Annotated in this window: 20 protein-coding genes; 4 read left to right on the top strand and 16 right to left on the bottom strand. The window is 39.0% G+C overall.

The window, feature by feature from the left end; translation table 11 throughout:
• Nucleotides 1-43 precede the first annotated feature (43 nt).
• From torE to Q7674_RS16175, 4 genes are all read right to left on the bottom strand, one after another.
• Nucleotides 44-220 carry a trimethylamine N-oxide reductase system protein TorE gene (torE, locus tag Q7674_RS16190; protein WP_008987347.1) on the bottom strand — a complete coding sequence of 59 codons (177 nt, stop codon included), beginning with the start codon at nucleotides 218-220 and terminating at the stop codon, nucleotides 44-46.
• A gap of 450 nt (nucleotides 221-670) precedes the next feature.
• Nucleotides 671-1,774 carry a phosphoribosylaminoimidazolesuccinocarboxamide synthase gene (locus Q7674_RS16185; protein WP_045066275.1) on the bottom strand — a complete coding sequence of 368 codons (1,104 nt, stop codon included), beginning with the start codon at nucleotides 1,772-1,774 and terminating at the stop codon, nucleotides 671-673.
• A gap of 192 nt (nucleotides 1,775-1,966) precedes the next feature.
• Nucleotides 1,967-2,731, bottom strand: a complete 765-nt coding sequence (locus Q7674_RS16180) for a metal-dependent hydrolase (RefSeq protein ID WP_305422831.1) — start codon at nucleotides 2,729-2,731, stop codon at nucleotides 1,967-1,969.
• A gap of 262 nt (nucleotides 2,732-2,993) precedes the next feature.
• Entirely contained in the window at nucleotides 2,994-3,704 is a 711-nt protein-coding gene (locus tag Q7674_RS16175; RefSeq protein ID WP_045066278.1) for a DUF445 domain-containing protein, read from the bottom strand.
• Between the two features lie 248 nt (nucleotides 3,705-3,952).
• Here Q7674_RS16175 and Q7674_RS16170 point away from each other — a divergent pair, with 248 nt between their 5' ends.
• Nucleotides 3,953-6,277, top strand: coding sequence for an ATP-dependent helicase (locus Q7674_RS16170; RefSeq protein WP_045066273.1), 2,325 nt, complete (start codon nucleotides 3,953-3,955; stop codon nucleotides 6,275-6,277).
• 36 nt (nucleotides 6,278-6,313) lie between these two features.
• On the opposite strand, the gene Q7674_RS16165 is transcribed toward Q7674_RS16170, so the two are convergent.
• The 7 genes from Q7674_RS16165 to Q7674_RS16135 all read right to left on the bottom strand — a co-directional run bounded on the left by Q7674_RS16165 (nucleotide 6,314) and on the right by Q7674_RS16135 (nucleotide 13,417).
• Entirely contained in the window at nucleotides 6,314-6,445 is a 132-nt protein-coding gene (locus Q7674_RS16165; protein ID WP_272898482.1) for a hypothetical protein, read from the bottom strand.
• A gap of 403 nt (nucleotides 6,446-6,848) precedes the next feature.
• Nucleotides 6,849-6,998, bottom strand: a complete 150-nt coding sequence (locus tag Q7674_RS16160; protein ID WP_008987341.1) for a hypothetical protein — start codon at nucleotides 6,996-6,998, stop codon at nucleotides 6,849-6,851.
• A 304-nt stretch (nucleotides 6,999-7,302) separates the two neighbouring features.
• A complete protein-coding gene (locus Q7674_RS16155) occupies nucleotides 7,303-8,547 on the bottom strand; it encodes a dicarboxylate/amino acid:cation symporter (RefSeq protein ID WP_305422827.1) in 1,245 nt (414 codons plus the stop codon).
• Between the two features lie 306 nt (nucleotides 8,548-8,853).
• Entirely contained in the window at nucleotides 8,854-9,984 is a 1,131-nt protein-coding gene (locus Q7674_RS16150) for an S-(hydroxymethyl)glutathione dehydrogenase/class III alcohol dehydrogenase (RefSeq protein WP_008987339.1), read from the bottom strand.
• Between the two features lie 723 nt (nucleotides 9,985-10,707).
• A complete protein-coding gene (gene gfa, locus Q7674_RS16145; protein ID WP_008987338.1) occupies nucleotides 10,708-11,277 on the bottom strand; it encodes an S-(hydroxymethyl)glutathione synthase in 570 nt (189 codons plus the stop codon).
• A gap of 162 nt (nucleotides 11,278-11,439) precedes the next feature.
• Nucleotides 11,440-12,045 (bottom strand): S-(hydroxymethyl)glutathione synthase, encoded by a 606-nt coding sequence (gene gfa / locus Q7674_RS16140; RefSeq protein ID WP_008987337.1) that lies wholly within the window; start codon nucleotides 12,043-12,045, stop codon nucleotides 11,440-11,442.
• Between the two features lie 145 nt (nucleotides 12,046-12,190).
• Complete coding sequence (locus tag Q7674_RS16135) at nucleotides 12,191-13,417, bottom strand: NAD(P)/FAD-dependent oxidoreductase (RefSeq protein ID WP_023931852.1); 1,227 nt, start codon at nucleotides 13,415-13,417, stop codon at nucleotides 12,191-12,193.
• 455 nt (nucleotides 13,418-13,872) lie between these two features.
• On the opposite strand from Q7674_RS16135, the gene Q7674_RS16130 reads away from it, so the two are divergent.
• Nucleotides 13,873-15,552, top strand: coding sequence for an alkaline phosphatase D family protein (locus Q7674_RS16130; RefSeq protein WP_107229690.1), 1,680 nt, complete (start codon nucleotides 13,873-13,875; stop codon nucleotides 15,550-15,552).
• Nucleotides 15,553-15,784: 232 nt separating this feature from the next.
• Nucleotides 15,785-16,453 (top strand): hypothetical protein, encoded by a 669-nt coding sequence (locus tag Q7674_RS16125; protein WP_045065184.1) that lies wholly within the window; start codon nucleotides 15,785-15,787, stop codon nucleotides 16,451-16,453.
• 98 nt (nucleotides 16,454-16,551) lie between these two features.
• Here Q7674_RS16125 and budA read toward each other — a convergent pair whose 3' ends face one another.
• From budA to Q7674_RS16100, 5 genes are all read right to left on the bottom strand, one after another.
• Nucleotides 16,552-17,271, bottom strand: a complete 720-nt coding sequence (gene budA, locus Q7674_RS16120) for an acetolactate decarboxylase (RefSeq protein ID WP_023931856.1) — start codon at nucleotides 17,269-17,271, stop codon at nucleotides 16,552-16,554.
• A 14-nt stretch (nucleotides 17,272-17,285) separates the two neighbouring features.
• Complete coding sequence (gene alsS / locus Q7674_RS16115) at nucleotides 17,286-18,950, bottom strand: acetolactate synthase AlsS (protein ID WP_045065182.1); 1,665 nt, start codon at nucleotides 18,948-18,950, stop codon at nucleotides 17,286-17,288.
• Between the two features lie 292 nt (nucleotides 18,951-19,242).
• A complete protein-coding gene (locus Q7674_RS16110) occupies nucleotides 19,243-20,433 on the bottom strand; it encodes a NupC/NupG family nucleoside CNT transporter (RefSeq protein WP_305422821.1) in 1,191 nt (396 codons plus the stop codon).
• Nucleotides 20,434-21,098: 665 nt separating this feature from the next.
• Complete coding sequence (locus tag Q7674_RS16105) at nucleotides 21,099-22,565, bottom strand: MltF family protein (protein WP_080892242.1); 1,467 nt, start codon at nucleotides 22,563-22,565, stop codon at nucleotides 21,099-21,101.
• On the bottom strand, nucleotides 22,562-23,749 hold the full coding sequence (locus Q7674_RS16100) for a vWA domain-containing protein (protein WP_045065177.1): 1,188 nt from the start codon (nucleotides 23,747-23,749) through the stop codon (nucleotides 22,562-22,564). The genes Q7674_RS16105 and Q7674_RS16100 overlap by 4 nt, the downstream gene beginning before the upstream one ends.
• A 177-nt stretch (nucleotides 23,750-23,926) precedes the next feature.
• Between Q7674_RS16100 and Q7674_RS16095 the strand changes: the two genes are divergently transcribed.
• The gene (locus Q7674_RS16095) at nucleotides 23,927-24,820 is read left to right on the top strand and encodes a hypothetical protein (protein WP_237156786.1); all 894 of its coding nucleotides are present in this window, start codon (nucleotides 23,927-23,929) and stop codon (nucleotides 24,818-24,820) included.
• Nucleotides 24,821-24,851 lie beyond the last annotated feature (31 nt).

Here is a 24,851-nt window from a genome sequence, read left to right as displayed (position 1 = left end):
TATCGATTCTCTTAAAATGGATGCTCACGGTAATTAGTGGGGATTAGCCGCCATGTCCTGGTGGACCAAAGACAAATAGTTGTAGCATCCAAACGGTAAAGCCGTAGCCGCCGACAAAAATGACGCTGAGAATAGGAAACAAAAAGATGACAATAAAAAGGAACATCTTCCATTCTCGGCTACGTGTTTGCTTGGCTTCTTGATCAGTAACACTGCTCATAGAACCTCCTGTGTTTAAAAATGAGTAGATATAAATATTTTTATTAAATCTATTTATATTGCGATCATAAAATAACCATTACCTACAATTCAATTAATACTTAAGGGTTATGCTTATGTTTTATAGGATTTTTTGATTTTAAACGCATACATTAATAGCAAAAAGCATAAAAAATAAAAATATTAAAAAATATGAAGTAATGTGTATGAGGTGAAAGGATAGTAAGGGTTGTTTATTTGTGTAAATTGTTCCATTTGTATCGCAATTGTTATGAAGGGAGCTAAAGTTCGTATCGGTTAATACAATGGAATAAGACTAGTAATAAATATAAAAATAGCAAATTTATTTCAAATTAACGTAAATATGAACAATATTAATAGCTGAGAGCGACGAAAAAACAGGCATTGTATGAATGCCTGTTTTTATGTAGGAGAAAGGATTTTGAAGTGCTCAGTCGATCAATTGATATTGATTGCGCAAAATCTCAATGATTTCAGCTTTCGGATTTCGGCTTAGTGTGATTGGCTCACCAGTGATTTTTTCAGCGATCCCTGTATAAACTTTAGAGATCTGCATCAGTACCTCTTGTGGTAACTCGTTATCACGAGCAAGAGCGAAACGTTCTTCCATACGATCTTTATTTAATAAAACATCAGGATCTGGGAAAGTGTTTAGCAGCACTTGGCGGAAATCTTCTTTCGAGTTCTCGACGATTTGTCCGTCACGGTAAGCTACACCATCCCAAATACGTGAAGAGTCAGGTGTGCCTACTTCATCCATATAAATCAGCTTCTCGTTGCCACTAGCATCGGTGACGTAGCCAAACTCGAATTTGGTATCGACAAAGATTTGATCGAGTTTTGCGAGTGCATCGCTGATCACGTTAAAGCCTTCAGCTAATAGCTTTTCGTATTGTGCGATATCATCAGTATTGCGGAAGTTAAATGCAGCGTAATTATTGACTAGATCGTTACGGGTGACATTGACATCATCAGCTTCAGGAACATTAGGAATGCCTTTTAAAATACCTTTGGTTGATGGCGTCATTAGTAGATCAGGCAGTTTTTGATCTTTCTTTAGCCCTTCAGGTAGTTCGATACCGCAGAAATTTCGCTCCCCCTTGCTGTATGCACGCCACATTGAGCCTGTGATGTATTGACGGCAAATAGCTTCAACCATCACAGGTTTGGCTTTTTGGACGATCCAAACAAAAGGGTGGGGAATATCTAAGATATGGCTATCAGCCAAGCCGTTGTCTTTAAATAGCTTAAACCAGTGATTTGAAATGGCGTTCAGTGCTGCGCCTTTACCAGGTACACCTTTTAAGCCACCTTCGCCATGCCAAATACAATCGAATGCAGAGATACGATCACTGATCACCATAATGGCTAATGGTGCATCAGGTTGGACATTGTAGCCTTTTTCCTTAATCAAACGTCGACTGTCAGCTTCAGTCAGCCAGTAAACAGAGCGTACTTTACCGCTATGTACAGGCTTGTCAGTACGGATTGGGAGATCATCATTAACAGCTAAAACTTGATCGGCAAGGCTCATCGTGAAAATCCTATTCAAATGATTACGCAGAAATGCAGAGTTTTTACCACAAGAACATATGGCGAAACATCATCGTAGACGCATCATACAAGGTTATAGAATTGACTGCCAGAGAAAAAGCAAACGTTTGCCTTGTGATTTTATTAATAAAAATGGCGATATTCATAAAGATGATTATCGCCATAATTCGTTTTAGAACAGCTTGTGAATTGTGCTGAGTTTTTGTGGTGCTTGGTGAATGACATGATTCACCCATATTTCAATATCAGACCAGTTAAACCATGCAGGGCTAAATTTAAAGTGATGCCAGTTACTCAATATATGCAGCGTTTTGTGGTAAGACGGGGCTGTGGTAAATAGCAAAACAATAGCAATGATTTGCGCCAAGCTAATTAAAGGATTAGCAAATGAGAAAGGCTTCAAAGCGGTACCAAAGGATTTCTTTAAACGCTGGTTAGATAAATCCACACTGTAAATTTCATCAAGCACCAGATGAACTAAGCCGCCAAATAAGACAAAACCACTTGCAAGCCAGCTAGTCTCCGCAGTATGACCAATAATAGAGCTCACATGTACACAGCACAGTGAGATCAATAATACAAAGGCAATGGAATGGCAACAGCCACGGTGAACGGTACGACGCTCAAATACTGCTTTGCCCATGTAACGAATAGTAATGAATAAAGCTGCGGTATAAAGCAGCAGTTCTAGCATAGTGACTTGGGTATAAATATGACTGATCAAGATGAAGCAGCAAAAGCCAGCCAAAATATTAAATAAGGCTTTCATTGATGTGGAGTGATCTGAGTCGATGTCAGGCAGCAAGCCGCCAATGGTGCCTAGAAAGGTCATCCATATCGCCATTGAAGGCGTGATGTGATCAGCCGAAAGAAAGGCAGTAGCGGTTAAACCACTAGCAACGGCTGCAACACTAAAATGAGTAGAAAAGTTTGCCAAGGAAGAAAAGTCCAACTGGGTATATATACAGTTGTATTTATCATTTTAAAGTCATAAATTTCAACCAATATCACAATTCTAGCACTTGATTTAGGTTTATTCGGATAAATAACCATCGAAGCGGAGCATTAGTCTGTCGTTATAGAAATGGAGATGAAACTTGCTTGCTCTCTCTACCAAAAGGAAGTTTCAAAGAAAAAGCCTTACTTGAGTGTTATTGGCTCAAGTAAGGCTTAAAAAGATATGTGGAGAAAAGATGAAGTTAACCTGCGATTAGCGCAGAGATAATACCGATCACACCACCAAAAACACCGCCCCAAATCACTAGCCAGCCTAAATGCTCGCTGATCATTTTTTGAACCATCTCTTTCACCATTTTTGGTGTTAGTTCGTTTAGGCGTTGATCAATAATTTCTTCAATAGTGCCTTCAATATCATGCAGAGATTCAGGTGCAGCGAGTTGATCTTTTAGTGCCGCTTTAAAGTTATCTTGCTGGCTAATATCTGTCACAGCACTTTGCATTTTTTCAATAAACGGTTCACGTAACGGTTGTAATGCTTCAGTACCGCCCATCATCGTAAGCATGCCGCCAAATTGTGAATTCATGATCACATCTAATAGCGAATCATAAGCGGGTGCAAAATCGATTTTCTCAATCACAGGCTGAAGGTTTAAGTTAGTTGCGCCAGCCATTTCTTTGTTAAGAAAACGACTGATGTTTTCTTGGGTGAAGAACTGCTCCATCATCAGGTTTTTAATTGCAGATTTAAACTCTTCAAAACGTGCAGGAATAACACCTGAGCCGTATAAACCAGGCACTTTCTCAAATAGCATGTGAATGGCTAACCAGTTAGTCAAAGCACCAGAGAAAGCAAATAGTCCGCAGTACAGGATCACTTGTTGGTTCGTAACATAACCAATGAGCAGCAAAATCAGTGAAATAAGGTTAGTGAGGAAACTTTTGTTATTCATAGCAGGTTTGTTCTCAGTGTGGATCACACAGAATATATTTAAAAAGAGGTAAGCCTAAGACATGGCTAATAGGGTCGAGATTTTAGCAATAGAGCAGGGTGAATACTACCGTTTGTCGGTCAAGATAATAGTGCATTAGCAACTGGTTACTGTTAAGTGCTGTATATATCACCAGCAATGAATTTAAACCTGATCCGGTAATTGTTATACTCGCCCATTCATTTTTCTACCATCATGTGGTGTATGTCATGACAAGCTTTACTGCTGAACAAACGGCTTTTATCAATCACCAAACTGGTAATGCACTTTGCGTTGCAGGAGCGGGGACGGGTAAAACCACCACCTTGGTAGGATTAGTTGAGAATAAATTGACGACAATCGCACCACAGAACATGTTGGTGTTGATGTTTAACCGCGATATTCGCACTGATTTTAAAGCCAAACTTGAGCGCAATGGTATTGGTGCTAATGTACCTGTGCATACTTTTCATAGCTTTTGTTATCAATTATTACGCCAGTCAGGCTATTTAGCGGAAACTGGTTATCAGGTTGATTTTAAGAATGGTGACAGCGATAAGGCGATTGCGAAACAGTTGCTGCGCCAAATGGCGGCGAATGAAAAGTCATACCAAAAACAACAGACGTTTAAAGATCCTCGCACTATAGAATTATTGATGAGCTTCATTGGCTTGGTGAAAGCGCATATGTTGCCACCAAAAGAAGTGTTTGAGCTATCTGATATTAGTGATGAATACCATTTCATTATTGAAGCGTATTGGAATTTTGAAACTATCCGCAAAGAGCGTAAGCAGTTGTTCTTTGATGATTGGCTGGTGGAAACCGTCAATGTACTTACCAACAATGATGCTTTACGTGCCCATTATCACCAACAGATCCAGTTTATGGTGGTGGATGAGTTTCAAGATATCAATACCGCACAATATCGTTTATTAAAGCTGTTATTAGGTCCTCAAGCACAACTTGTTGCGGTAGGGGATGTGGATCAGTGTATCTATAAATGGCGTGGTAGTGCGCCGCAGTTTATGCTTAATTTTGAGCAAGATTTTGCGCCTGCGAAAACCTATAGTTTGTCACATACTTTTCGTTTTGGTCATAGCCTAGCACTTGCTGCGAGTCATTTAATTGCCAACAACAAACAACGTTTCCATGATTTTCAGACTATTTCTCATCAGTCTGTGAATGATACGCCAGTTGAGGTGATCGGCACTGCCCGTCAAGTGGGGGAAATTGCCCAATCAATTGCTGAATTTATCGAGCAAGGCGGTAATGCATCTGATGTGGCGATTTTGGTTCGTCGCTGGTCACAAACCATGTTATTTGAATTGGCATTTCTAACTAAGAATATTCCGTTTTATATGCCTGTGGGCTCGGTGCTTTCTAATAGCCGAGAAGTAAAGCTGTTAATGGATGTAATGCGTTTTGCTACCGGGCGTTATAACCAATTACAGCCGTTTGAAAAAGCGACATTAGTGTTTAACTTAATGTCGTTTCCTCACTGTTATGTGCCGAATGCAAATTTACGCCCATTGTGTGATGAGCTCGCTAACACACCTATAGATCAGTGGCTAAACGTGTTAAGTAAAACAGAGAAGGTACAACCCAATTTAAATCTTGATAACTTTACAGCACGAGTAGAATTATTGATGACACTACGCCGTAAAGGTAGTTTTAAAGCGCTGGATGTTTATCGACAGTATCGTCGTGATAGTGAGTTGGATAACTGGATTTGGAAAACCGAAGCGACAGCATCTGAGATTGAAGAAGCCGTCGAAAGGTTAGATAGTGTCGAGACTGTGCTAGCGTCTATGGATCAAGAGTGTGAAAAGGCATTGAATTACTTTGAGTATTATACCCAACGTTCAGATTCATTGCGCCAAACTGAACCCTCAATGTCACAAGTGCAATTAACCACAATCTTTAGGGCGAAAGGCTGTGAGTATAGCCAAGTCTATTTGCCTTATTGGGATAAAGACGCCTTTCCTTATGTTAATCGTTCGTCTGTTGGGATCTCTGCTGATACCGAAGAGGAGCGTCGCTTAGCGTATGTTGCCATCACACGTGCAAAACACAGTGCCAAGATCTACTACTCGGTAGAGAACAGTAAGAAAGAGAGCTATGTACGTAAAGATAAGAACGCCAGCCAATTTATTCTCGAAGCTAAAGCGCCGTTAGCGCAAGAAATTGGCCCATTGTTGTATCAAGAGGGCAATGAATTACCTTATCACAAGTCACCTATCATACAGGGCTACTACACCCGTTTAGGACGTATCGAGCAGATGCAATCAGCACCAGAGCCGGTAGAAATTGTATTACCTGCATCAGGACAAGATGGAAAAATTGCTTATGGTTATTTGTGGGCGGTAGAGCAACCTTTGCCGAATAACGCAGAAAAGTTGATCCGTAATATGGTGAAAACTAAAACAGCAAAATATTTAGAAACAGAATTAAACAGAATATTACGAGATCTAAAGAAAGCTGATGCCACGAAAGAGAAAGTGTTGGTCAATCGGCTTATTGTTATCGCTAAAGCGAAAGCGAGAAGATATAGCTAATTAAAGCATGCAGCCGATTTGTTGATATATTTAATATTAATCATGGTTGGGTGTCGGCTTAATTACAACATTTTGTGTCATTGCAAAATCGAGACGATTTTTTAATGCTTGTTGTTTTTTCTTTTGATGCTTTTTATTCATCATAGATGCGAGCAACTGTTTAATCATAAATTATCCTCACCTTACTTATAACAATATTATAACAAAACGGAGATAACCGTTAATTACGGATAAATTCTATAGTTTTTGTATATTTCTTATAATTATAGATATGATGCCTAATAAGTATTTTCGCGCTTAAAAAGCTGATTCATTATTAAGACACAACATTAAAATAGACTTAAATGCCTTTATTTTATACATTTAAAGACTAACCAACTGTATTGTGTTTAAAATTAGATTATTATCTTGTTTTTTTAAATTAATAAAAAACAACAACTTAAATGCAAGCAGTCAAGTGTTCGCATTTACAGATAATTTATAAATAATTGTTTAACTTATCAATATCGATAATATTTCGTCATAATTTTTAAAGCTGGTAATGACGGATACTAAATAATGATAATTATCATTAATCGACAGAATAGCGTTGTTCACGGTTATAACGTGCTTCTCGTTGCCCTAGATTCTGCTGGATAACAAATTCAAGACGCGTTCTTAATTGTTGGGATTTATTGATTTGGCGTTTATGGAAAACATTGTGAAGAAATTGCTTTAACATTCTGTAACCTTTTAACTCATTTGAACTTATTGATAAATAAATTCAGACAATTATTAAATAACATCGTATTGAGCGTTCCTTTATGCTCCAAATATACCAAGTAATACTGAACCTAAGTTGTATCATCGTTCTGTAATAAACGAAGTGAGTATTGTAATCCTAGTGATATAAAGGATGTTAAGAATGGTGTTGCGACTGAGAAGGGACTCATTGATGGCGATTCTATGGAACAGTATAAAAAATGTCAAAAGAAAAAAGTGCATCATAATATTGAATTATTTGATGCACTTTTTATGAAAAGTGATTATTTGTTTTGCCATTTATCAACAACTAATGCCGCGATTAAATCACCTTCTACATTCACAGCTGTTCGGAATGTATCTAATGGGCGCTCAATCACCAGTAGAATAGCAATCGCCTCTAAAGGAATACCAACAGCCAGCATGACTAACTGCATGCCTGACATTGAGCCTGATGGCATGCCTGGTGCACCAACAGAAGAAACCATCGCCATGATAAAAATCATGATCAGACCACCAGTACCTAAATCAATACCGTAAAGCTGTGCTAGGAAGATAGCGGCTACGCCTTCAAAAAGGGCAGTACCATCCATATTCATAATAGAGCCAAGCGGTAACACCATACTGCTGGTGGACTGCGAAATGTTGAGCTCTTCTTCTGCTGTTTGCATTGAAAGTGGCAGCGTTGCAGAGCTTGATGACGTTGCAAATGCCATTGCCATTGGTGCAGATAATGCTCTAAATAAGTCTTTGAACTTAATACCCGTCACCACTTTTGCAATGATAGGTAAAACAAAACCACCGTGAATAAAGGTTAGGGTAAATACCAGTAACGCAAAGCGGGCTAGTTCACCAAAAATGGCATTACCGCTTTGTAGAGTAAATTGGAAAACAATCGCAAATACAGCCAGTGGTGCTAGCTTGATGATCCACGATACCACACGGTTAACGGCAGTATTTAGTCCATCGATAACCTCAAATACAGGGTGTTTCTCTGGCAAACTTGCTAGCAGTGCAATACCCAGTAATAGCGCAAATACAACAATGGCTAATAGGTTAGTTGTTGCCATTGCTTGAAAAGGGTTAACCAATGCCATGTTAAAGAGCTTTTCAACAATCGCGCCACCAGAAGCTGATGTTTGATCGATTAATTGAACATGGCTGTCGACATGAACTTTTGAAGTATCGACTAATTGTGTCCATTTAGGCAGTGACAGTGAAACACCTAAGGCTAGCGCAATCGCAAGTGTTGAAGTAAAGGCATAAAACGAAACTGTTTTTAAACCAAGCTCTTTTAATCGAATGGTCGAGCCGATACTGGTGATACCACGTAGCAATGAAAACAGCACTACGGCACCAACAAGCATTTTAAGTAAACCAATATAAGTGGTTTTTAATAGCATAAGGAGCTTGAAGGTTGTGCTTGTTTCAAACTCTGACGATAGTGGTAGCAGTGTTGCTAACGCCCATGCTAACAAGCCAGCTATAAGTAATTGAAATGGTAATGATTTTAATAAACGGCGATGCATGAGAATCTCTTGTAACGTTCGTTGAGAATAAAATTAAAAAATAAGAGTGAGTGTTATTATAAGTTTTTTATAAGAAAAAGCGCTCTGACACAGAGTACCAGAGCGTGGCAAATGCCAATTCTCAATTAACGATAAGTCGGTTGTCTTTACGACTGACAGAAAAAATTCGGTTTATTATTACTTTCGCTAAAAGAGGAAGTGCTGATCCGTAGCAGGTTTTGAACAAAGGTGTGAGATAAAAATCTCGCCTGTCTTCGTAACAGGCAGTCGTTACGAAGACAGGATGTAGCTTAAATAAGAGGCAAATTACTTATCAAAGTGAATGATAGTACGGATGCTCTTACCTTCGTGAAGCAGATCGAATGCTTCGTTGATCTTGTCTAGACCCATGTTGAATGAGATGAAGTCATCTAACTGGAACTCGCCCGCCATGTAACGATCTACGATACCTGGAAGTTCTGAACGGCCTTTAACACCACCGAATGCAGAACCACGCCATACGCGACCAGTTACTAGTTGGAATGGACGAGTAGAGATTTCTTGACCTGCACCTGCAACACCGATGATTACAGACTCACCCCAGCCTTTGTGACAACACTCAAGCGCAGAACGCATTACGTTTACGTTACCGATACATTCGAATGAGTAGTCAACACCACCGTCAGTCATCTCAACGATCACTTCTTGGATAGGCTTGTCGAACTTAGTAGGGTTAACACAATCAGTTGCACCTAGTTTACGAGCAAGGTCGAACTTGTCTTCGTTGATGTCGATAGCAATGATGCGGCTTGCTTTAGCCATTGTTGCACCAATGATAGCTGCTAGACCGATACCACCTAGGCCGAATACAGCAACAGTGCTACCTTCTTCAACTTTAGCTGTGTTAAGTACCGCACCCATACCTGTTGTTACACCACAACCTAGTAGACATACTTCTTCTAGTGGCGCTTCTTTGTTGATTTTCGCTAGCGAAATCTCAGGAAGAACAGTGTACTCAGAGAAAGTTGAACAACCCATGTAGTGGAAGATAGGTTGACCATCTTTGTAGAAACGTGTTGTGCCGTCTGGCATTAGGCCTTTACCTTGTGTCTCACGTACTGCTTGACATAGGTTTGTTTTACCAGACTTACAGTATTTACACTCGCCACATTCTGCAGTGTAAAGTGGGATAACGTGGTCACCAACTTCTAGACCTGTTACACCTTCACCAACCATTTCAACAATACCGCCACCTTCGTGACCAAGGATTGCTGGGAAGATACCTTCTGGATCGTCGCCAGATAGGGTGAATGCGTCAGTGTGACAAACACCAGTAGCAACGATGCGAACTAGTACCTCACCTTTACGAGGAAGCATTACATCTACTTCTTCGATTGATAGTGGTTGTTTAGGACCCCATGCAATTGCTGCTTTTGATTTGATAAATTTATCAGTCATGTTTCATTCACTCCGTTAAGCCAACGTTATGGCGATTTTTTTGTTCGTGTCGACATGAAAAGTCATCTCTCCATGTCGTCTTGATGGCACCATTATATTTATTTCTTAGCTATTGATAATCCCACCAAATGGAAAATTATTATTACTTAATGGTAATAATAATGGTTTGTTTCTTGATCTATAAGCATAAAAAGTAATGCCTACTTACGATTAAGCAACTATAGGCTAGTGTAGTTTATGTTAATAAGGAATGCTTGTTTATTGCTTTTTTTAATTTTAAATGATTGATTTTTAATCGTATTCGCTGATTGTTGCACTGTTTTTTTATAATTCCTACTATGTAAGGGAATCGTTTATTGGAATTGAAAGATGGAGGTAAGCAATATCGTAATGAATCAGCACTAAACGTTTAGATATAACATCATCTAATATAAAAATTTTTTGCTTCCGTAGGTGCAAATAATCGCTTGCTACATAAATTGGGCATCTGTTGGGGCAATCTTTCATGCGTGACTCTACCATTATACGCAGATGAGAAACTGATTTTTTATGCATTTAGAACTGCATGAAGACCTTTTTCTTATTCAGTCCCTAAGATGCTTTGGATGTAGGAAAATAACGAGGTGAGATCATTTTGCAGTTTACTAAGGCTTAGTGTAGAAAAAAGCCCGAATCCTAGCGGTAAGATTCGGGCTTAAAACGTTATTGGATTTGTTTTATTGATTATGCGTCTTTATGGTTTTGAGCATAAACGTGAGCTGCGATAGCATCCATTAGTGCTGGAGATAGGCAATCGTAAGGATTTAGACCTAGCTCTTTAAGGCGAGAACGGATAGCAGTCATATCTTTAGGATCTGTGCCTGTTTCAATGATTGAAGAAACAAAAGCAGCAAACTCAGGAGCAGACCAACCTTCGTCAGTAGAAAGCTCAGTGTGAACAAAGTCTAAACCATAGAATGGGTGGTTAGTATCTTCGATACGACCGTACATATGTACACCACACTCTTTACATGCATGACGCTTGATCACTGCATTTTCATCAACAACCACTAGTTTATCTGCGTTAGCAACAACTTCTACATTGTCACGAGAGATAACAGCGATTTGAGAGAAAATTGCACCTTCAGGTTTCCAACACTTAGAACAACCACAAGCGTGGTTATGTGCTGTTTGACCTGCAAGTTTTACGCGAACTGTATTGCTTTCACATTTACAGTTTAATACGCCGCCAGCAAAGTTTTCTTTTGTTGGATTAAAACCATTATCAATAGATGGGTGTAATTTAATAGTCATATTAATATTCTTATTTTATAAGTAGGGTATTATTTTTTATTTTAATTATTCAACTAACAATGTTTAATTAGCGAATGAAAGTATTTTAAAACTTTACTGTTATTAAACAATAAGTATTCCAGTAAATGATTATTACTGATTAGAAACAATAAAATTAAATTATTACTTGTTTTGCTGTGCAATATGAGTAGCAATGGCATCCATTAAGTCTGGAGATAGGCAATCGTAAGATTCCATACCTAGCTCTTCAATGCGAGCACGGATAGCAGCCATGTCTTTTACGTCTGTGCCTGTTTCAATGATTGAAGAAACAAAAGCAGCAAATGTTGGTGCAGACCAGCCTTGTGTTGGCGATAGTTCAGTATGCACGAAGTCTAGGCCATAGAAAGGGTGGTTAGTATCTTTGATACGGCCGTACATGTGTACACCACAGTCTTTACATGCATAACGCTTAATCACTGCTGCGTCATCGACAATCGCTAATTTATCAGCGTTAGCTGTTACGTTTAATTTGTCGCGAGGGATAACGGCAACTTGTGAAAATAAAGCATCTTTAGGCTTCCAACACTTAGAACAACCACAAATATGGTTATGTGCTGTTTGTGACTCTAAATTAACAACAACTTTATTATGTCGGCAATGACACTGTAATTTACCGCCATTTAATGTGTTATTCGTTGGATTAATTCCACGATTAACAGCAGGGTGGATATTAATAATAGTCGGTTTGTTTTTACGATTAAAAATTTTAGCGAATAGATTTAGCATTATTAGACTTATTTAATTTAGGTGTACGGATTCACTATTAACGAAAATAGTAAGATGTTGGATATTTATAATTTAATTCAGAGAGATTAATAACGGTCAATATAGTCGTTATATTGACCGTTATAGTAGAAAGGCAATTTACAGATTAAATACCGTTTGGCTTAAATACCGCTTTAAGACGTTTAGCAATCATTAAACGTGAAACGGTGAACATACCTGTCACTGTACGTTGGTGTAGGCGGAAGATCGTATCGTATAAACGACGGATCAAACGACCTTGTAGTACCATTTTACCTTCCATCTTTGAGCCTGGTGCAAATGAACCAACTGCAAAGTGGTGGCCTACCGCAACAACCATACCGCTGTCTTTAAATTCAAAGTCAGTTAATGGTTTACCACGTAGCATACCGCCTAAGCTTTTCGCTAGGTGTACTGCTGCACGGTTTGCTGCTTGTGCTTTAGGTGGAACAAAGCTGCCATCCGCTTGTGGGATAGAGGCACAGTCACCTAGTGCAAAAATGCTATCATCAATGGTTGTTGTTAAGTTCGCATTTACTTGAATTTGGTTCATACGGTTGTAGCTTAAGCCACCAATACCGTTTAGCCAATCTGGTGCTTTAACACCTGCAGCCCAGAATTGAACATCAGCGTCTAGTTCGCGGTTATCAACAGTTAGCATGCCTTTGTCTGTTACTTCACGAATACGTGTGTCCAAAAGCACATTCACGTTGTTACGCTCTAGTTCTTTTAATACTTTTTCAGACATTTTTTCAGGGCTATTTGGTAATACGCGATTTGCAGCTTCAATCAAATTGATATGAAGAGGCGCACCGTTGTAACGCTGTAGTTTTTGACTTACACGAGCAAGCTCTGCTGCAAGTTCAACACCTGTTGCGCCAGCACCAACAATGTTTACTGAGCGATCTTCGCTTGCACGAAGGATTTGACTCACTTGGTGCCATGCTTGACGTGCTTGGCTTGCTGAATCTAAGAATAAGCAATGATCTTTAGCACCAGTGGTATTAAAGTCGTTACTTACCGCACCGATCGCAATGATAAGGTAGTCATATTTAATAGCTGCTTCAGTACCATCAGGGCGACGAACTGATAGCATTTTGTTTTCACGATCAACATCAGTCATTGCTGCTTGATAATGTTGATAGCCGTGGCGTGCGCCATGGGTGAAATAACAAACTGTATCTAGATCGCTATCAAAAGTACCTGCTGCGATTTCGTGTAGACGTGGTTTCCAGAAGTGATGTGTTTCTGGCTCTACAAGAATGATTTCATCTTCTTTACGTACGGTTTTTCCTAATAGAGTTGATAACTCTAAACCTGCGGCACCGCCACCTACAATAACGATTCGTGACATACGAATTCCTCAAAAGGCACCCTGGACTTCATTCCTCAGGGGATGGTTCTTACCATCGTTAAATCAATGAGCCAATCCGTTGCTACTCGTTTAATTATTTGGGTATACCTATATGGAATGGTATGCCCTATCATTTGTGAGATGAATTTCCTTGATATAAGACAATTAAATTCATCAAAATTCAAGTTTTGTGAGCCAAAGCGTTATTTTTTTTAAACAAACTAACTTTGCTGTGATGAGGTTATTATATTTGTTTCTAGCAAGATTATAATCACCATAAATGTCAATTTACTTTTACCTGTTGGTAATAATTGAATTCCTTTTGAGTATTTTTTCTTTGGTGTCGTCTGTTTTATTAAGTTCTTTGTTAATAAAAGTTACATGTTACTCAAACAAAAATGTCATCAATGAATGCGATATTTTGCTGGTTTGACCAGTTATTTAAAGGAATAGATATGTCGTTATCACGTCGAGGATTTGTAAAAGCACTATCATCAGCAGCGATGGTTACTTCGCTAACAGGATGTAATAGTAATGATGACCAACAAGGAAAATCGAAGATAGAGGTGGGATTTAATCACGGCGTTGCTAGTGGTGATCCTTTACAGCATAGCGTTATTATTTGGACGCGTATTACGACAGAAGCACGCTTAATTAACGCTCAATGGCAAGTCGCGACTGATGAACAATTTACGCAGATAGTTGCGTCAGGTGAGGCTTCGACTGATAGCACGAAAGATTTTACTGTAAAGGTAGATGTTAACGGTCTACAACCGAATCAACATTATTATTATCGTTTTGAAGCAAATGATACGACAAGCCCTGTAGGGCAGACTCAGACTTTAGCTGAAGGTGAGCTAGATAAAGCGTCTATTGCTGTTGTGTCATGTTCTAATTTTCCTGCTGGATACTTTAATGTGTATCGAGAGATAGTTAAACAGCACAAAACGTCACCTATAAATGCTGTGCTGCATTTAGGCGATTATATTTATGAATATGGGGCTGGGCAGTATGCCACTGAAGATGCACAACGTTTGAATCGGATTCCAAGTAAAGAGTCAGAATGTGTCACTTTAGATGATTATCGTAAACGTTATGCGCAATATCGTAGCGACAGTGATCTTCAAGCCCTACATGCAGCGTTACCAATGATTGCTATTTGGGATGATCATGAAATAGCCAATGATACATGGCGAGAAGGGGCAGAGAATCATCAACAGCAAGACGGTGATTTTTCTCAGCGTCGAGCTGCAGCTGCACTTGCTTGGCTAGAATGGTTACCTGTAAGAGAAAACCCTGTTTCTTCTATGATCACCTATCGAGACTTTAGTTTTGGTGATTTGTTTGACTTATATATGTTAGATACCCGCGTTGTCGCACGAGATGAACCGCTTGACTACTTTTCACTGACAGATACATCGATTGAATCTATCTCTGGGTTAATTCAACAGGCGCGCGCTCCTGAGCGCAAGTTACTTGGAAATGATCAAAAGCAATGGCTTAGTGAGCGTATGTCAACGAATACGGCTAAGTGGTCATTGTTAGGACAACAAGTGCTAATGGGTAAGATTGAAATGCCAAGTAGTGTCATGATGGGGCTATTTCAATTATTTCAGGCAAATGATGCAAATAAGCTAGCTGCGATGAACGCGGTACAGAATGCAATAACAGCCTATTTAACAGATCCAAGTTCAGACCCATATTTACTTCCATATAATTTAGATGCTTGGGATGGCTTTTATATGGAGCGTGAATGGCTATACGGTGTAACGACAAAACTCAATAAACAGCTCATTACATTAGCAGGCGATAGCCATAATGCTTGGTGTAGTGAATTAAGTGATCATAAAGGGAAAGGGGTTGGTGTTGAGTTTGCAACAAGTTCAGTGACCTCTCCCGGATTAGAGAAATATTTAGGATTAGACTTGCAAACTATAGGGCAAATGGAGTTTGTTATTCCGCAATTAGTTTCTGATCTTCAATGGGTTAATTTAAAACAACGCGGCTTTGTTCGGTTAGATATTGATCATCAGCAAGTGCTTTCAACGTGGCACTTTGTGTCGACGGTAAAAGAGAAAGAGTACCAAGTAGAAAGCCAGCAATTGGTGACTAAAAATGGATTAACGGTCAGCTAAATCTATTTATATTTAACAATGAATAACCTGATGAATTGCCACTTGGTGAATGAGTCAGGTTTTCATGCCTATCTCAATATCTGCTCAAAAAATATAAGTAATCGATACTTTTATTTTGGCTCTTAATAGTTTGATTTATATCATAAAACTTTGCCTTTTAAAGCGTAAGGTAACGCAATGTGGCGGTGGAATTCTGCTGTTACGTGTATCTATGTCATTGGAAGGCTTTATTATGTTTAAAAAATCTCAGTTATTTATTCAATCATTACTGTTACTTGGGGCAGTTGCGGCAGTGCCTACTCATGCGACTGAGCTGGAATCGATGATCCCAGCGACGCTGACGGGAAAGCTTAATTATGCGACGCTCAATTATTGGTTAGTCACTCCTGAAGGGAGCAGTTATGAATTACGTATTAATGAAAATAACGAGCCCTTCATTATGGATAAGATAGGGCAAGAGATCACATTAAAAGGGGCGATATTAACTTACACCGATAATAGCCAATATTTTCAGCCTAAATTTGACCAAGGCCCACAGGTGAAACCGCTAAAATTTACTAAGAATACAGAAGACGGTACAGCGAGTTTATATTTAGATGATAATGAAATTTATGCATCGGATGAGTACGGTAATTTAGGGGTTGAAAAAGAGTTTCCTATTGCGGATGGCAAGGTGAGCTTGATTTGGCTATCGACAGGTGGCACAGCTTGTCCTGCTATGTTCATGTTTGTTGTAGCAAGGCAGGATTCACTCCCTTTGATCACAACTGAGTTTGGTAATTGCAGTGATATCCCGACAATTACTAATAATAAAGACAAGATTACAGTTGCCTTACCGGGTAACCCTGCTCAAACATGGGTATTTGATCTCAATAATTTCAAGCTGAGTGAAAAGCAATAAATTGAGATAAAGTATCAAATAAGAAAGGAGCCATAAGGCTCCTTTTTATCGTTTATCAGTTTTATAAGTCACAAAAACTCATAAGGAGAAATGAATAATTATTTCTCTGTTACATGAATTGCGGCTTTCAAATCTTCAGGGTGAAGATCGGCTTGGTCGAACTCTTGTGAAGCAGGCATACGTAAGTGGAAATCTTTAAACACTTCAACTTCTACCTCACCTTCAGTCAAAATGAAATCACTGACATGACCACCTTGAGTGCGATCATCACTAATAAAGTGGAAGTGGAAACCCGGTACATTAATACCAATCATGTAGTCGGGGATTTTAAAACCAATCATAACACCTGATACATGAGTCATTTCAGCAATCGGTTGATGTTTTACCACCTCTACCATAGGTGGGTAAGGGCGGTGCTGTGCTGGCACTGTACGGGTTTTTACGTATGAGAATTTACCGGTTAAACGAATAGCATTAATGGCGTTATGAGCTAATAAGTCTTGTTCTAAACACGCTTCAAACTCATTTTTACTCAGCTCAATTAAGCTTAGTTTGTCCGTTGGTGCAAAGTTCACCACAGAGGCAAATGGCGTTGTGATGTCATGATCAACAAGATGAACGTCACCTGTGCTAGTTAATTGATAAACTTCATCACCCATTACAATCATCTCACCATCAAGATCATTGAAAGTACCAATACCAAAGTTACCGTGATCAAGTAATTGACCTATGGTGAAATCTCCTTGATATAAGCCAGCAATGAGCGCACTCATCATGGAGGTTTGGTAAAACGTCTTATTGTTGGTTGAGTTACTCATAAAAAGCTCCGTGATTAATCTTGTTGGCAAGGGTGTAGTTGATCAAGTAGGCGGCCGTTATCGCTGTAATCAACGTTAACGTTCACCAATACTGGACCACTTAAACTCATTGCTTTGCGCAGTACTGGTTCAATATCGTCAGCGGTGTTAATAGCTAAACCATGTGCGCCAAAGCTTTCAGCGTATTTCACAATGTCTGGACCTATGAAGCTAACAGCACTTTCACGACCATATTTTTTAAGTTGCTGAATTTTCACCATGTCGTAGCTGTGATCTGTCCATACAAAATGCACGATATTACATTTGTGGCGAACGGCGGTAGCAAGCTCCATGGATGAGAACAGGAAGCCACCATCACCAGACATGGAAATTACTTTCTCGTTTGGATGTAATAAAGAGGCAGCAATTGCCCAAGGCAGTGCTACACCTAATGTTTGCTGACCATTACTGAACAGTAAGCGACGAGGCTCAAAGCTGTGGAAGTAACGTGCCATCCAAATGTAGATAGAGCCAACATCACAACACACAGTGGTATCGTCACTAACAAAACGACGAAGATCATGAACAAAACGCAGTGGATGAACACCATGGTTAGAGGTTTTATTCGCGCCCATTTGCATGATGTTTTGCAGATCGTGACGAAGTAATTGGATTTGTTGATTTTGCTCTAGCGATTCACGTTTATCCAGCTCACTTGCAATGGATGTTACAGATACAGCTAGATCACCTACCACTTCATACACTGGATTGTAGCTAATTTCGAGATCGGCTTGTTGGTAACCAATATGAATGATTGGCGTATTCGCATCTTTATTCCAAAGAATCGGATCATATTCAATTGGGCTGTAACCAATGGTAATGATTAAATCAGCACTGTTTAGTGCAATATCACCCGGTTGGTTTTTAAATAGACCCACACGACCTAAGAAACAGTTGTATAAATCATGTGAAATCACACCTGCAGCGGCAAAGGTGTTAACAACCGCAATAGGGGTTTGTTTTAACAACTGGCGAATAGCATCAGCAACAAAAGGTTGGCTTGCATCCATACCCAGCAATAGCACTGGATTTTTCGCAGCATTAATACGATCAGCGGCTTGGCGGATCGCTTGCGGATGTGCACCACCAAATAGAATAGGGTTAGGCTGCTGTACAGGTTGATAAGGAATACGATTAGTTAGAATGTCTTGTGGCAAACTGACAAAGCTAGCGCCTTGGGTTGGTTGCTCTGCAATACGAAATGCTTTGTGAACAACATCAGGTACAGATGCACTGTCCATGACTTCTGCGGAAAACTTAGTGATCGGATTGAACAGTGAGCGTGTGTCCATCGATTGGTGTGTATTGTGTGAATACATAGAAAGCGGTACAGCACCTGCCAATGCAACCACAGGATCGCCTTCACTGTTAGCCGTTGCTACACCAGTGACTAAGTTAGATGCACCAGGGCCAGAAGTTGCTAAACAGATACCAGCCTTACCTGTTAAACGACCTGTTGCCGCAGCCATAAATGCCGCATTTTGTTCATGATGACAAATAATGATTTCAGGGCCGTTATCACAAACGGCATCAAATACAGCATCAACCTTTGCGCCAGGAATACCAAAGATATGTGGCACATCGTGTGCTTTTAGCGTTTCAACGACAAGTTCAGCACCTGAAATGGTTTTATCCGACATATAAGCCTCAAAATTATTGTTATTAGTTAATTAGGCTCAGGACATGCTTCGTAAATTCGAAATTTATGTGATGAGTGCCGCAATTCTAATTATTTATCATACAAATTAAACTGTTGAAATTGAAAGTTAATATTTCAAGGGTGACGGTGATATTTTGCTGTTAACGTAATGATTTCAGGAGTATGTGAAGAATATAGAAAAAGGGCGGATAGGAAGCGTAAAGAAATTAAGCGAGGGAAATAAAAACGCCAGTCAAAGAGACTGGCGTTGGGTAAGTTTATCGTGTTTGAGATTAAATCATGATACTAGCAATTAAAGCTGATAAGAAACTTACTAGGGTTGAGCCATAAAGAAGGCGTAAACCAAAGCGTGCCACCATATTACCTTTTTCTTCGTTAACCCCTTTAACAGCACCAGCAAGAATACCGATAGAGCTGAAGTTCGCGAATGACACAAGGAAGATAGAAACAATACCCACAGTGTGCGGTGTTAATTCACTGACTTGTTTTTGTAGTGACATCATTGCTACAAATTCATTAGCAACAAGTTTGGTTGCCATGATACTACCTGCTTGTAGAGCTTCATGGGCAGGGATACCCATGATCCATGCAAATGGGTAGAAAGCGTAGCCAATAATATCTTGGAAGCTAATACCAAACACAGTATCAAAGCCTGCGTTGATCATTGAGATCAGTGCGATGAAACCAACCAGCATGGCTGCAACAATAACGGCAACTTTAAAACCTGTGAGAATGTATTCACCCAACATTTCAAAGAATGTCAGTTTTTCACCGCTTTCTGCTTTCATCATCTCATCGATATTCATTTCCGTTTCGTGATCGTATGGGTTGATGATCGACAAGATAATAAAGGTGCTGAACATGTTTAAGAACAGTGCTGCAACAACAAATTTCGGATCGATAAGCTTCATGTAAGAACCCACGATAGACATAGATACAGTCGACATCGCGGTTGCGGCAAGGGTGTACATACGACGTTCTGACATTTTGCCAAGAATATCTTTGTAGGTAATGAAGTTTTCAGATTGACCAACCATTAAAGCGCTAATGGCATTGAAGGATTCAAGTTTACCCATGCCGTTGACTTTAGAAAGCAAGAAGCCAAGTGCTTTAATAACCAGAGGAAGAAGTTTGATATGTTGAAGAATACCAATCAGTGCGGAGATAAAGACAATTGGCATTAACACGTTAAGGAAGAAGTTGAATGCATTATTATTGGAAAGGTTACCAAAAACGAAGTTCGTGCCTTCAGCTGCAAAATTTAATAACCCGTTAAAGCCATCGGCAAACTCTTTAACGATCCCCGTACCCATTGATGAATTCAATAAGAAGTAGGCTAATCCCATTTCGATAATGAGTAATTGGAGAATGTATCTGAACTTAATATTTTTTCGGTTGTTACTCGCAGCAAGTGCTAGGGCTGCGATAACGACTAGCCCGAAAATGAAATGTAGATAGACCATGTAGGTTCGCTCTCAGTGTGATGCTTATCAATCAATATATTTATGGTTAATCATTTCTTTCGTTCTAAAAGTGATTCAAATCTCATTTTTATGTCTGGTCATTTTTGCACCAGTCAAAGATGTTTCAAAGAATCACGATTGCGGCAAACGATTGCTGATCGAAAGAGCCCCGTAATTACTGAGCTGTCGTTATACGCTTAAATATTAGTATCATCAATATGCCGAAATGGTATAACTGTGAGCTAAATCTCATTCAGGTTTTTAGTTATATCGATCTAAAAAGGACTATTTTGAATATTTGATAAGATCTAGGAGATTATTTTGAATGTTAATTCAACACTTGTATTTACGATGTATTAAAATTGTTATATTTAATTGTGTTCATTAAATATGGAAAATTATATTTAGAATAAAAAAATTTCAGTTTTTGAGGAATATGATTCAATACACTTTTGTATAACAAAATTAAATTGTTTTAAATTTACTCTTTTGTGGAAAGTTTAAGATGAAAAAATCATCTAAGAATCGCAAGTTATGGTATTTCCATAAACATGAACAGCGTAGCGATACCAGACTAAACAAACGATTGAAGTCTAAATAATGCCTTGTACTCGAATTACGTTGATAAACACTAATCAATAGGTTTATCAACGTAAGCGATTATCTTAATCCAGCACGCTCGTTGCACCAAATCGGTAAGGTGGGGCAAAAGGTTTAACGCCTTTCTCTCGGTACTTCTTCAAGCTCATTAATTGCTTATAAACAATGTAATATCGGTTGATATTGGTAACATACACAATTGGTTGTTTACCTATATGTTTCCTGGTCACCACTTCTACATTATTAAACCAAATATCAGGGTTATAACCACTCTCTTTGGCATAACGACGCATTTTTCGAATATTACCGGGACCTGCATTATAAGACGCTAATGTCATGTAAATTTTATTGTCGTAATTAAGGCGGTTATCATTCAAATAATTATTCTGAATGTAGCGCATATATTTAATACCTGCGTGAACATTGTTATCAGAATTATATATGTTTGGAATATCAATATATTTATCACGTGCAGTACTTGGTAACACTTGCATAATACCTACAGCACCTTTATGTGATATTTTTTGTTGATTTAAACCTGACTCTTGAAAGCCTTGCGCCATCATTATCAAATAATCAAAGTCATATTCAGAGGCATATTTGTAAAACAGATCAGAAAGTTTCTCCATTTTATCTATATTGTTATCACTGAGTAGGTTATCTATCCAGCCTTGGCTATCTAAATACTTGTTATAAATAACATTACCTAACAAGGTGCCTGATTTTATTTGCGTGATATAGTCGTTCACTAATGCCATCAGTTTAGGGCTATCTTTACGCATCGCCCATGCAATTTCTCCATTGCTGCGTAATACGAAAGCGGTATTAATACGTAGTTTAGGGAGTAAATCTTTCCATATTTTCATTTTATGCTCATCGAGCACTGTCATATTCATCAGCCCGAGATTGACCATTTCAAGTAACTCATAATCTTCTAGCGTTTCTTCAATAAAATGAATCTTCATTGGCTGGAGATGTTGCAGTAATAAGCGGTTATTAACCTCAAGCAAGCTTTGATAATAACTCGAACTTTTTCTTACCCAGATCTCTTGATCGCTAAGTTGTACGATGTCCGTAATTTCAGGAGCGTCAACGTTGTTAATAATAACTTCATTGATACCATTAAGGACGGGATCACTAAAAGCGACCATTTTTTTCCGTTGTTCTGTGACAGTTAAATTTGCCACTGCGAGATCGCCATAACCCTTAACTATATACCTTAGCAACTTATCACGATGAACAGGGATCACTTGAATGTTCACTTTGGGGGAGGTTTTATGGATATCGAGCTCAAAGTGATGGAGTAATTCAGCAATGATCCCTTTGGGAGAGCCATTTTCTATGTAATAGAATCCTAGATCAGCAGAGACTAACACCCGTATTACTCGTTTTTTCTCTAATACAGAAAGATCGCCTGTATAAGTGGGACCTGCAAGTGGAGAGAGGGTTAACCCTACGGCACTAAAAGAAGCCAATATCAAGGAAAGACAGATCCACCATGTGCGGATCTGTTTATAGTGTTGTGCGTTCATTGGAAACTAAAGCCTTTTGTTTTAGCTTGATCCTGAATGGTTAAAATGATCGCATTTCCCAAGTCATCAGTTTTGTTGGTTTTATTATTTTTTGCTTGTTTTATATAGCTGTTACGCTGTTTTTCTAAATCAGTTATTTGCTTTTGGATATGCTGTCGCTGGCTGATTTTTTGTTTGAGCTTGTTACTGATTTCCTCATCATTAAGCCCTTTAAAATGTAGCTGATCTTTTTTGGCTTGCGCGATACCTTGATTTAAATTCTCTTCTGCTAGCGAGATAAGATCCCAATCTTGGGTTTTGTACTGTTTGCCAGCTTTGGCAATACTGCGCTCAGTGCTGCTTGATTTAGAGAGTGAAGAGGCATTGCTATCTTGCGCAACTTGCTGCTGCTTTTTAGTGCTACCTTTAGCGCCATAGCCAATATAAGTATCGTTGAGCTTTTGTCCTAATAAGATAATGTCGTCGTCATAAGGGGGTTCAATTCGTGGAGCATGTTTTTTATGATCAATATTGAGATAGCGTCCATGACCTAAAAGCGCAGGGGTAGCCCATTGTAAATCACGGCCTTTTGCATGATTTCCACAGTAGAGAGAATTGATAATGATCCCTTTACTGACGGCTAAGGGCACTGCATGGCTAATGGGAATATCACCTTGTTGAAACTCTTCGTTACCGGTAATGATAATTAAACGTAAATCGTCAGGATGTTGGCTCCACTGTAAGCGATTAGCGGCCTCTTTAATGGCCTTAGGTGCATATTCTTTACTACCGCCAATTTTGATCGCAAATAATGCTTCGGAAAATTGGTCAAGATCTGAGGTTAATGGCGACAGTAAACGCATGTAACCATCATGTTTTGATTGATGTTCAACGCCATATTCAAACAGTCCAACTTGCAATGTCACTGGCTGTTCATGCTTGTTTGCCAATGCAATAGCATTAATGATTGACCAGATCTGCTCTCTTGCTTGATCGATTAAGCCACCCATAGAGCCACTGGCATCTAATAAAATAGCGACTTGAATCGTAGGACCAGTTCTTACAAAAGGAGTCGGTGCTACTGGCTTTTCTGATTTATCAGGTTGGAGAATTTCAGGTAATTCAAGGGGAGGCGGCTGTTGTTCACTGCTACCATAGGTGGGAACGGATGTAACGAATATGAGTAATAAAAGCCGTATCAGCATAATGTCTCGCATATCAAGGTGTTAAGCACTAAGCTTTGTTTTTCGAGTAAATCTAACTTTCTAAGTATGGTTTTTATGCGCTTCTTTTGCTGAATTTAGCGATGACATTTTCTAACGGAGCTACCGTAAAGTGATAATAAAAATGATGAGTAATGGGTGTTGATGTAAGTGATGGGTATGTTCAAAAAACAGGTATATCTGCTGGTGGCTTTATTAAGTGTATCGGGCTGTAGTTCAGCGACAACCTATTCAGTGAGAAAGCCATTAGATGTTGATGTTATCGCTAACTTACCGACAACGTTGGATGAATCTTCTGGAATAGCCATCGTTAACGGTAAAGTATGGTCTCACAATGACAGTGGTAGTAAGAATCAGATCTATCAATTATCACCTGATTTTAAAACCATTACGAAAACACTAACGGTGCAGAACAGCCGTAATTATGACTGGGAAGCGTTAGCACAAAGCCAACGTTATCTATATATCGGTGATACGGGTAATAACTCGACCCGTCGTAATGGTGGGATCATCTATAAAGTATCGTTAAGCTCATTAAATAATAAGCGTACAGTGAAGCCTGTGAGTACGTTGCGTTATCGTTTTAAAGACTTTGAGCATGGGAAAACCTATCAGCATAATTTTGATAGTGAAGCAATGACGATTGTGGATGATCAACTGTGGCTATTTAGTAAAAATTGGCAAGATGAGCACACCAAGTTATATCGCTTAAACCCGATAAAAAAGCAGCAGATGGTAGCACCGGAAGGGAATTATCCAGTAAAAGGGCTGATCACTAGTGCCGATTATGATCCTAACACCTCGACGTTAGTGCTATTGGGTTATCGTAAAGAAGTGTTACTGGGTTATTCGTTTATTTGGTTGATCAAAGTGAGAGATAATCAAATTGATTGGTCGACTGCGAAGTACAAGCGATTACGTATTTACTCCCAGTGGGAGGCTGTGAATTGGTATAAAGATAATCAGCTTTTGATCACCAGTGAAAAGAACCCACTGGCAAAAGCCATGATAGCAACGGTAGATGTATCATCACTGATGAAGGGCAGTGAATAATATTGCTGCATCTGGTAATATCTGCGCAAAT

It is taken from the genome of Photobacterium leiognathi (assembly GCF_030685535.1).
In the GTDB taxonomy this organism is placed as follows: Bacteria; Pseudomonadota; Gammaproteobacteria; order Enterobacterales; family Vibrionaceae; genus Photobacterium; species Photobacterium leiognathi.
The sequence above is the reverse complement of the archived record's forward strand: the minus strand, read 5'-3'. Positions and strand labels throughout refer to the sequence as shown.

What these genes read in the sequence shown, in the direction of transcription:
- torE (WP_008987347.1), bottom strand. Translation starts at nt 220, where the DNA reads ATGAGCAGTGTTACTGATCAAGAAGCCAAGCAAACACGTAGCCGAGAA.
- Q7674_RS16185 (WP_045066275.1), bottom strand. Translation starts at nt 1,774, where the DNA reads ATGAGCCTTGCCGATCAAGTTTTAGCTGTTAATGATGATCTCCCAATC.
- Q7674_RS16175 (WP_045066278.1), bottom strand. Translation starts at nt 3,704, where the DNA reads ATGAATAACAAAAGTTTCCTCACTAACCTTATTTCACTGATTTTGCTG.
- Q7674_RS16170 (WP_045066273.1), top strand. Translation starts at nt 3,953, where the DNA reads ATGACAAGCTTTACTGCTGAACAAACGGCTTTTATCAATCACCAAACT.
- Q7674_RS16165 (WP_272898482.1), bottom strand. Translation starts at nt 6,445, where the DNA reads ATGATTAAACAGTTGCTCGCATCTATGATGAATAAAAAGCATCAAAAG.
- Q7674_RS16160 (WP_008987341.1), bottom strand. Translation starts at nt 6,998, where the DNA reads ATGTTAAAGCAATTTCTTCACAATGTTTTCCATAAACGCCAAATCAAT.
- Q7674_RS16155 (WP_305422827.1), bottom strand. Translation starts at nt 8,547, where the DNA reads ATGCATCGCCGTTTATTAAAATCATTACCATTTCAATTACTTATAGCT.
- Q7674_RS16150 (WP_008987339.1), bottom strand. Translation starts at nt 9,984, where the DNA reads ATGACTGATAAATTTATCAAATCAAAAGCAGCAATTGCATGGGGTCCT.
- gfa (WP_008987338.1), bottom strand. Translation starts at nt 11,277, where the DNA reads ATGACTATTAAATTACACCCATCTATTGATAATGGTTTTAATCCAACA.
- gfa (WP_008987337.1), bottom strand. Translation starts at nt 12,045, where the DNA reads ATGCTAAATCTATTCGCTAAAATTTTTAATCGTAAAAACAAACCGACT.
- Q7674_RS16135 (WP_023931852.1), bottom strand. Translation starts at nt 13,417, where the DNA reads ATGTCACGAATCGTTATTGTAGGTGGCGGTGCCGCAGGTTTAGAGTTA.
- Q7674_RS16130 (WP_107229690.1), top strand. Translation starts at nt 13,873, where the DNA reads ATGTCGTTATCACGTCGAGGATTTGTAAAAGCACTATCATCAGCAGCG.
- Q7674_RS16125 (WP_045065184.1), top strand. Translation starts at nt 15,785, where the DNA reads ATGTTTAAAAAATCTCAGTTATTTATTCAATCATTACTGTTACTTGGG.
- budA (WP_023931856.1), bottom strand. Translation starts at nt 17,271, where the DNA reads ATGAGTAACTCAACCAACAATAAGACGTTTTACCAAACCTCCATGATG.
- alsS (WP_045065182.1), bottom strand. Translation starts at nt 18,950, where the DNA reads ATGTCGGATAAAACCATTTCAGGTGCTGAACTTGTCGTTGAAACGCTA.
- Q7674_RS16110 (WP_305422821.1), bottom strand. Translation starts at nt 20,433, where the DNA reads ATGGTCTATCTACATTTCATTTTCGGGCTAGTCGTTATCGCAGCCCTA.
- Q7674_RS16105 (WP_080892242.1), bottom strand. Translation starts at nt 22,565, where the DNA reads ATGAACGCACAACACTATAAACAGATCCGCACATGGTGGATCTGTCTT.
- Q7674_RS16100 (WP_045065177.1), bottom strand. Translation starts at nt 23,749, where the DNA reads ATGCTGATACGGCTTTTATTACTCATATTCGTTACATCCGTTCCCACC.
- Q7674_RS16095 (WP_237156786.1), top strand. Translation starts at nt 23,927, where the DNA reads ATGTTCAAAAAACAGGTATATCTGCTGGTGGCTTTATTAAGTGTATCG.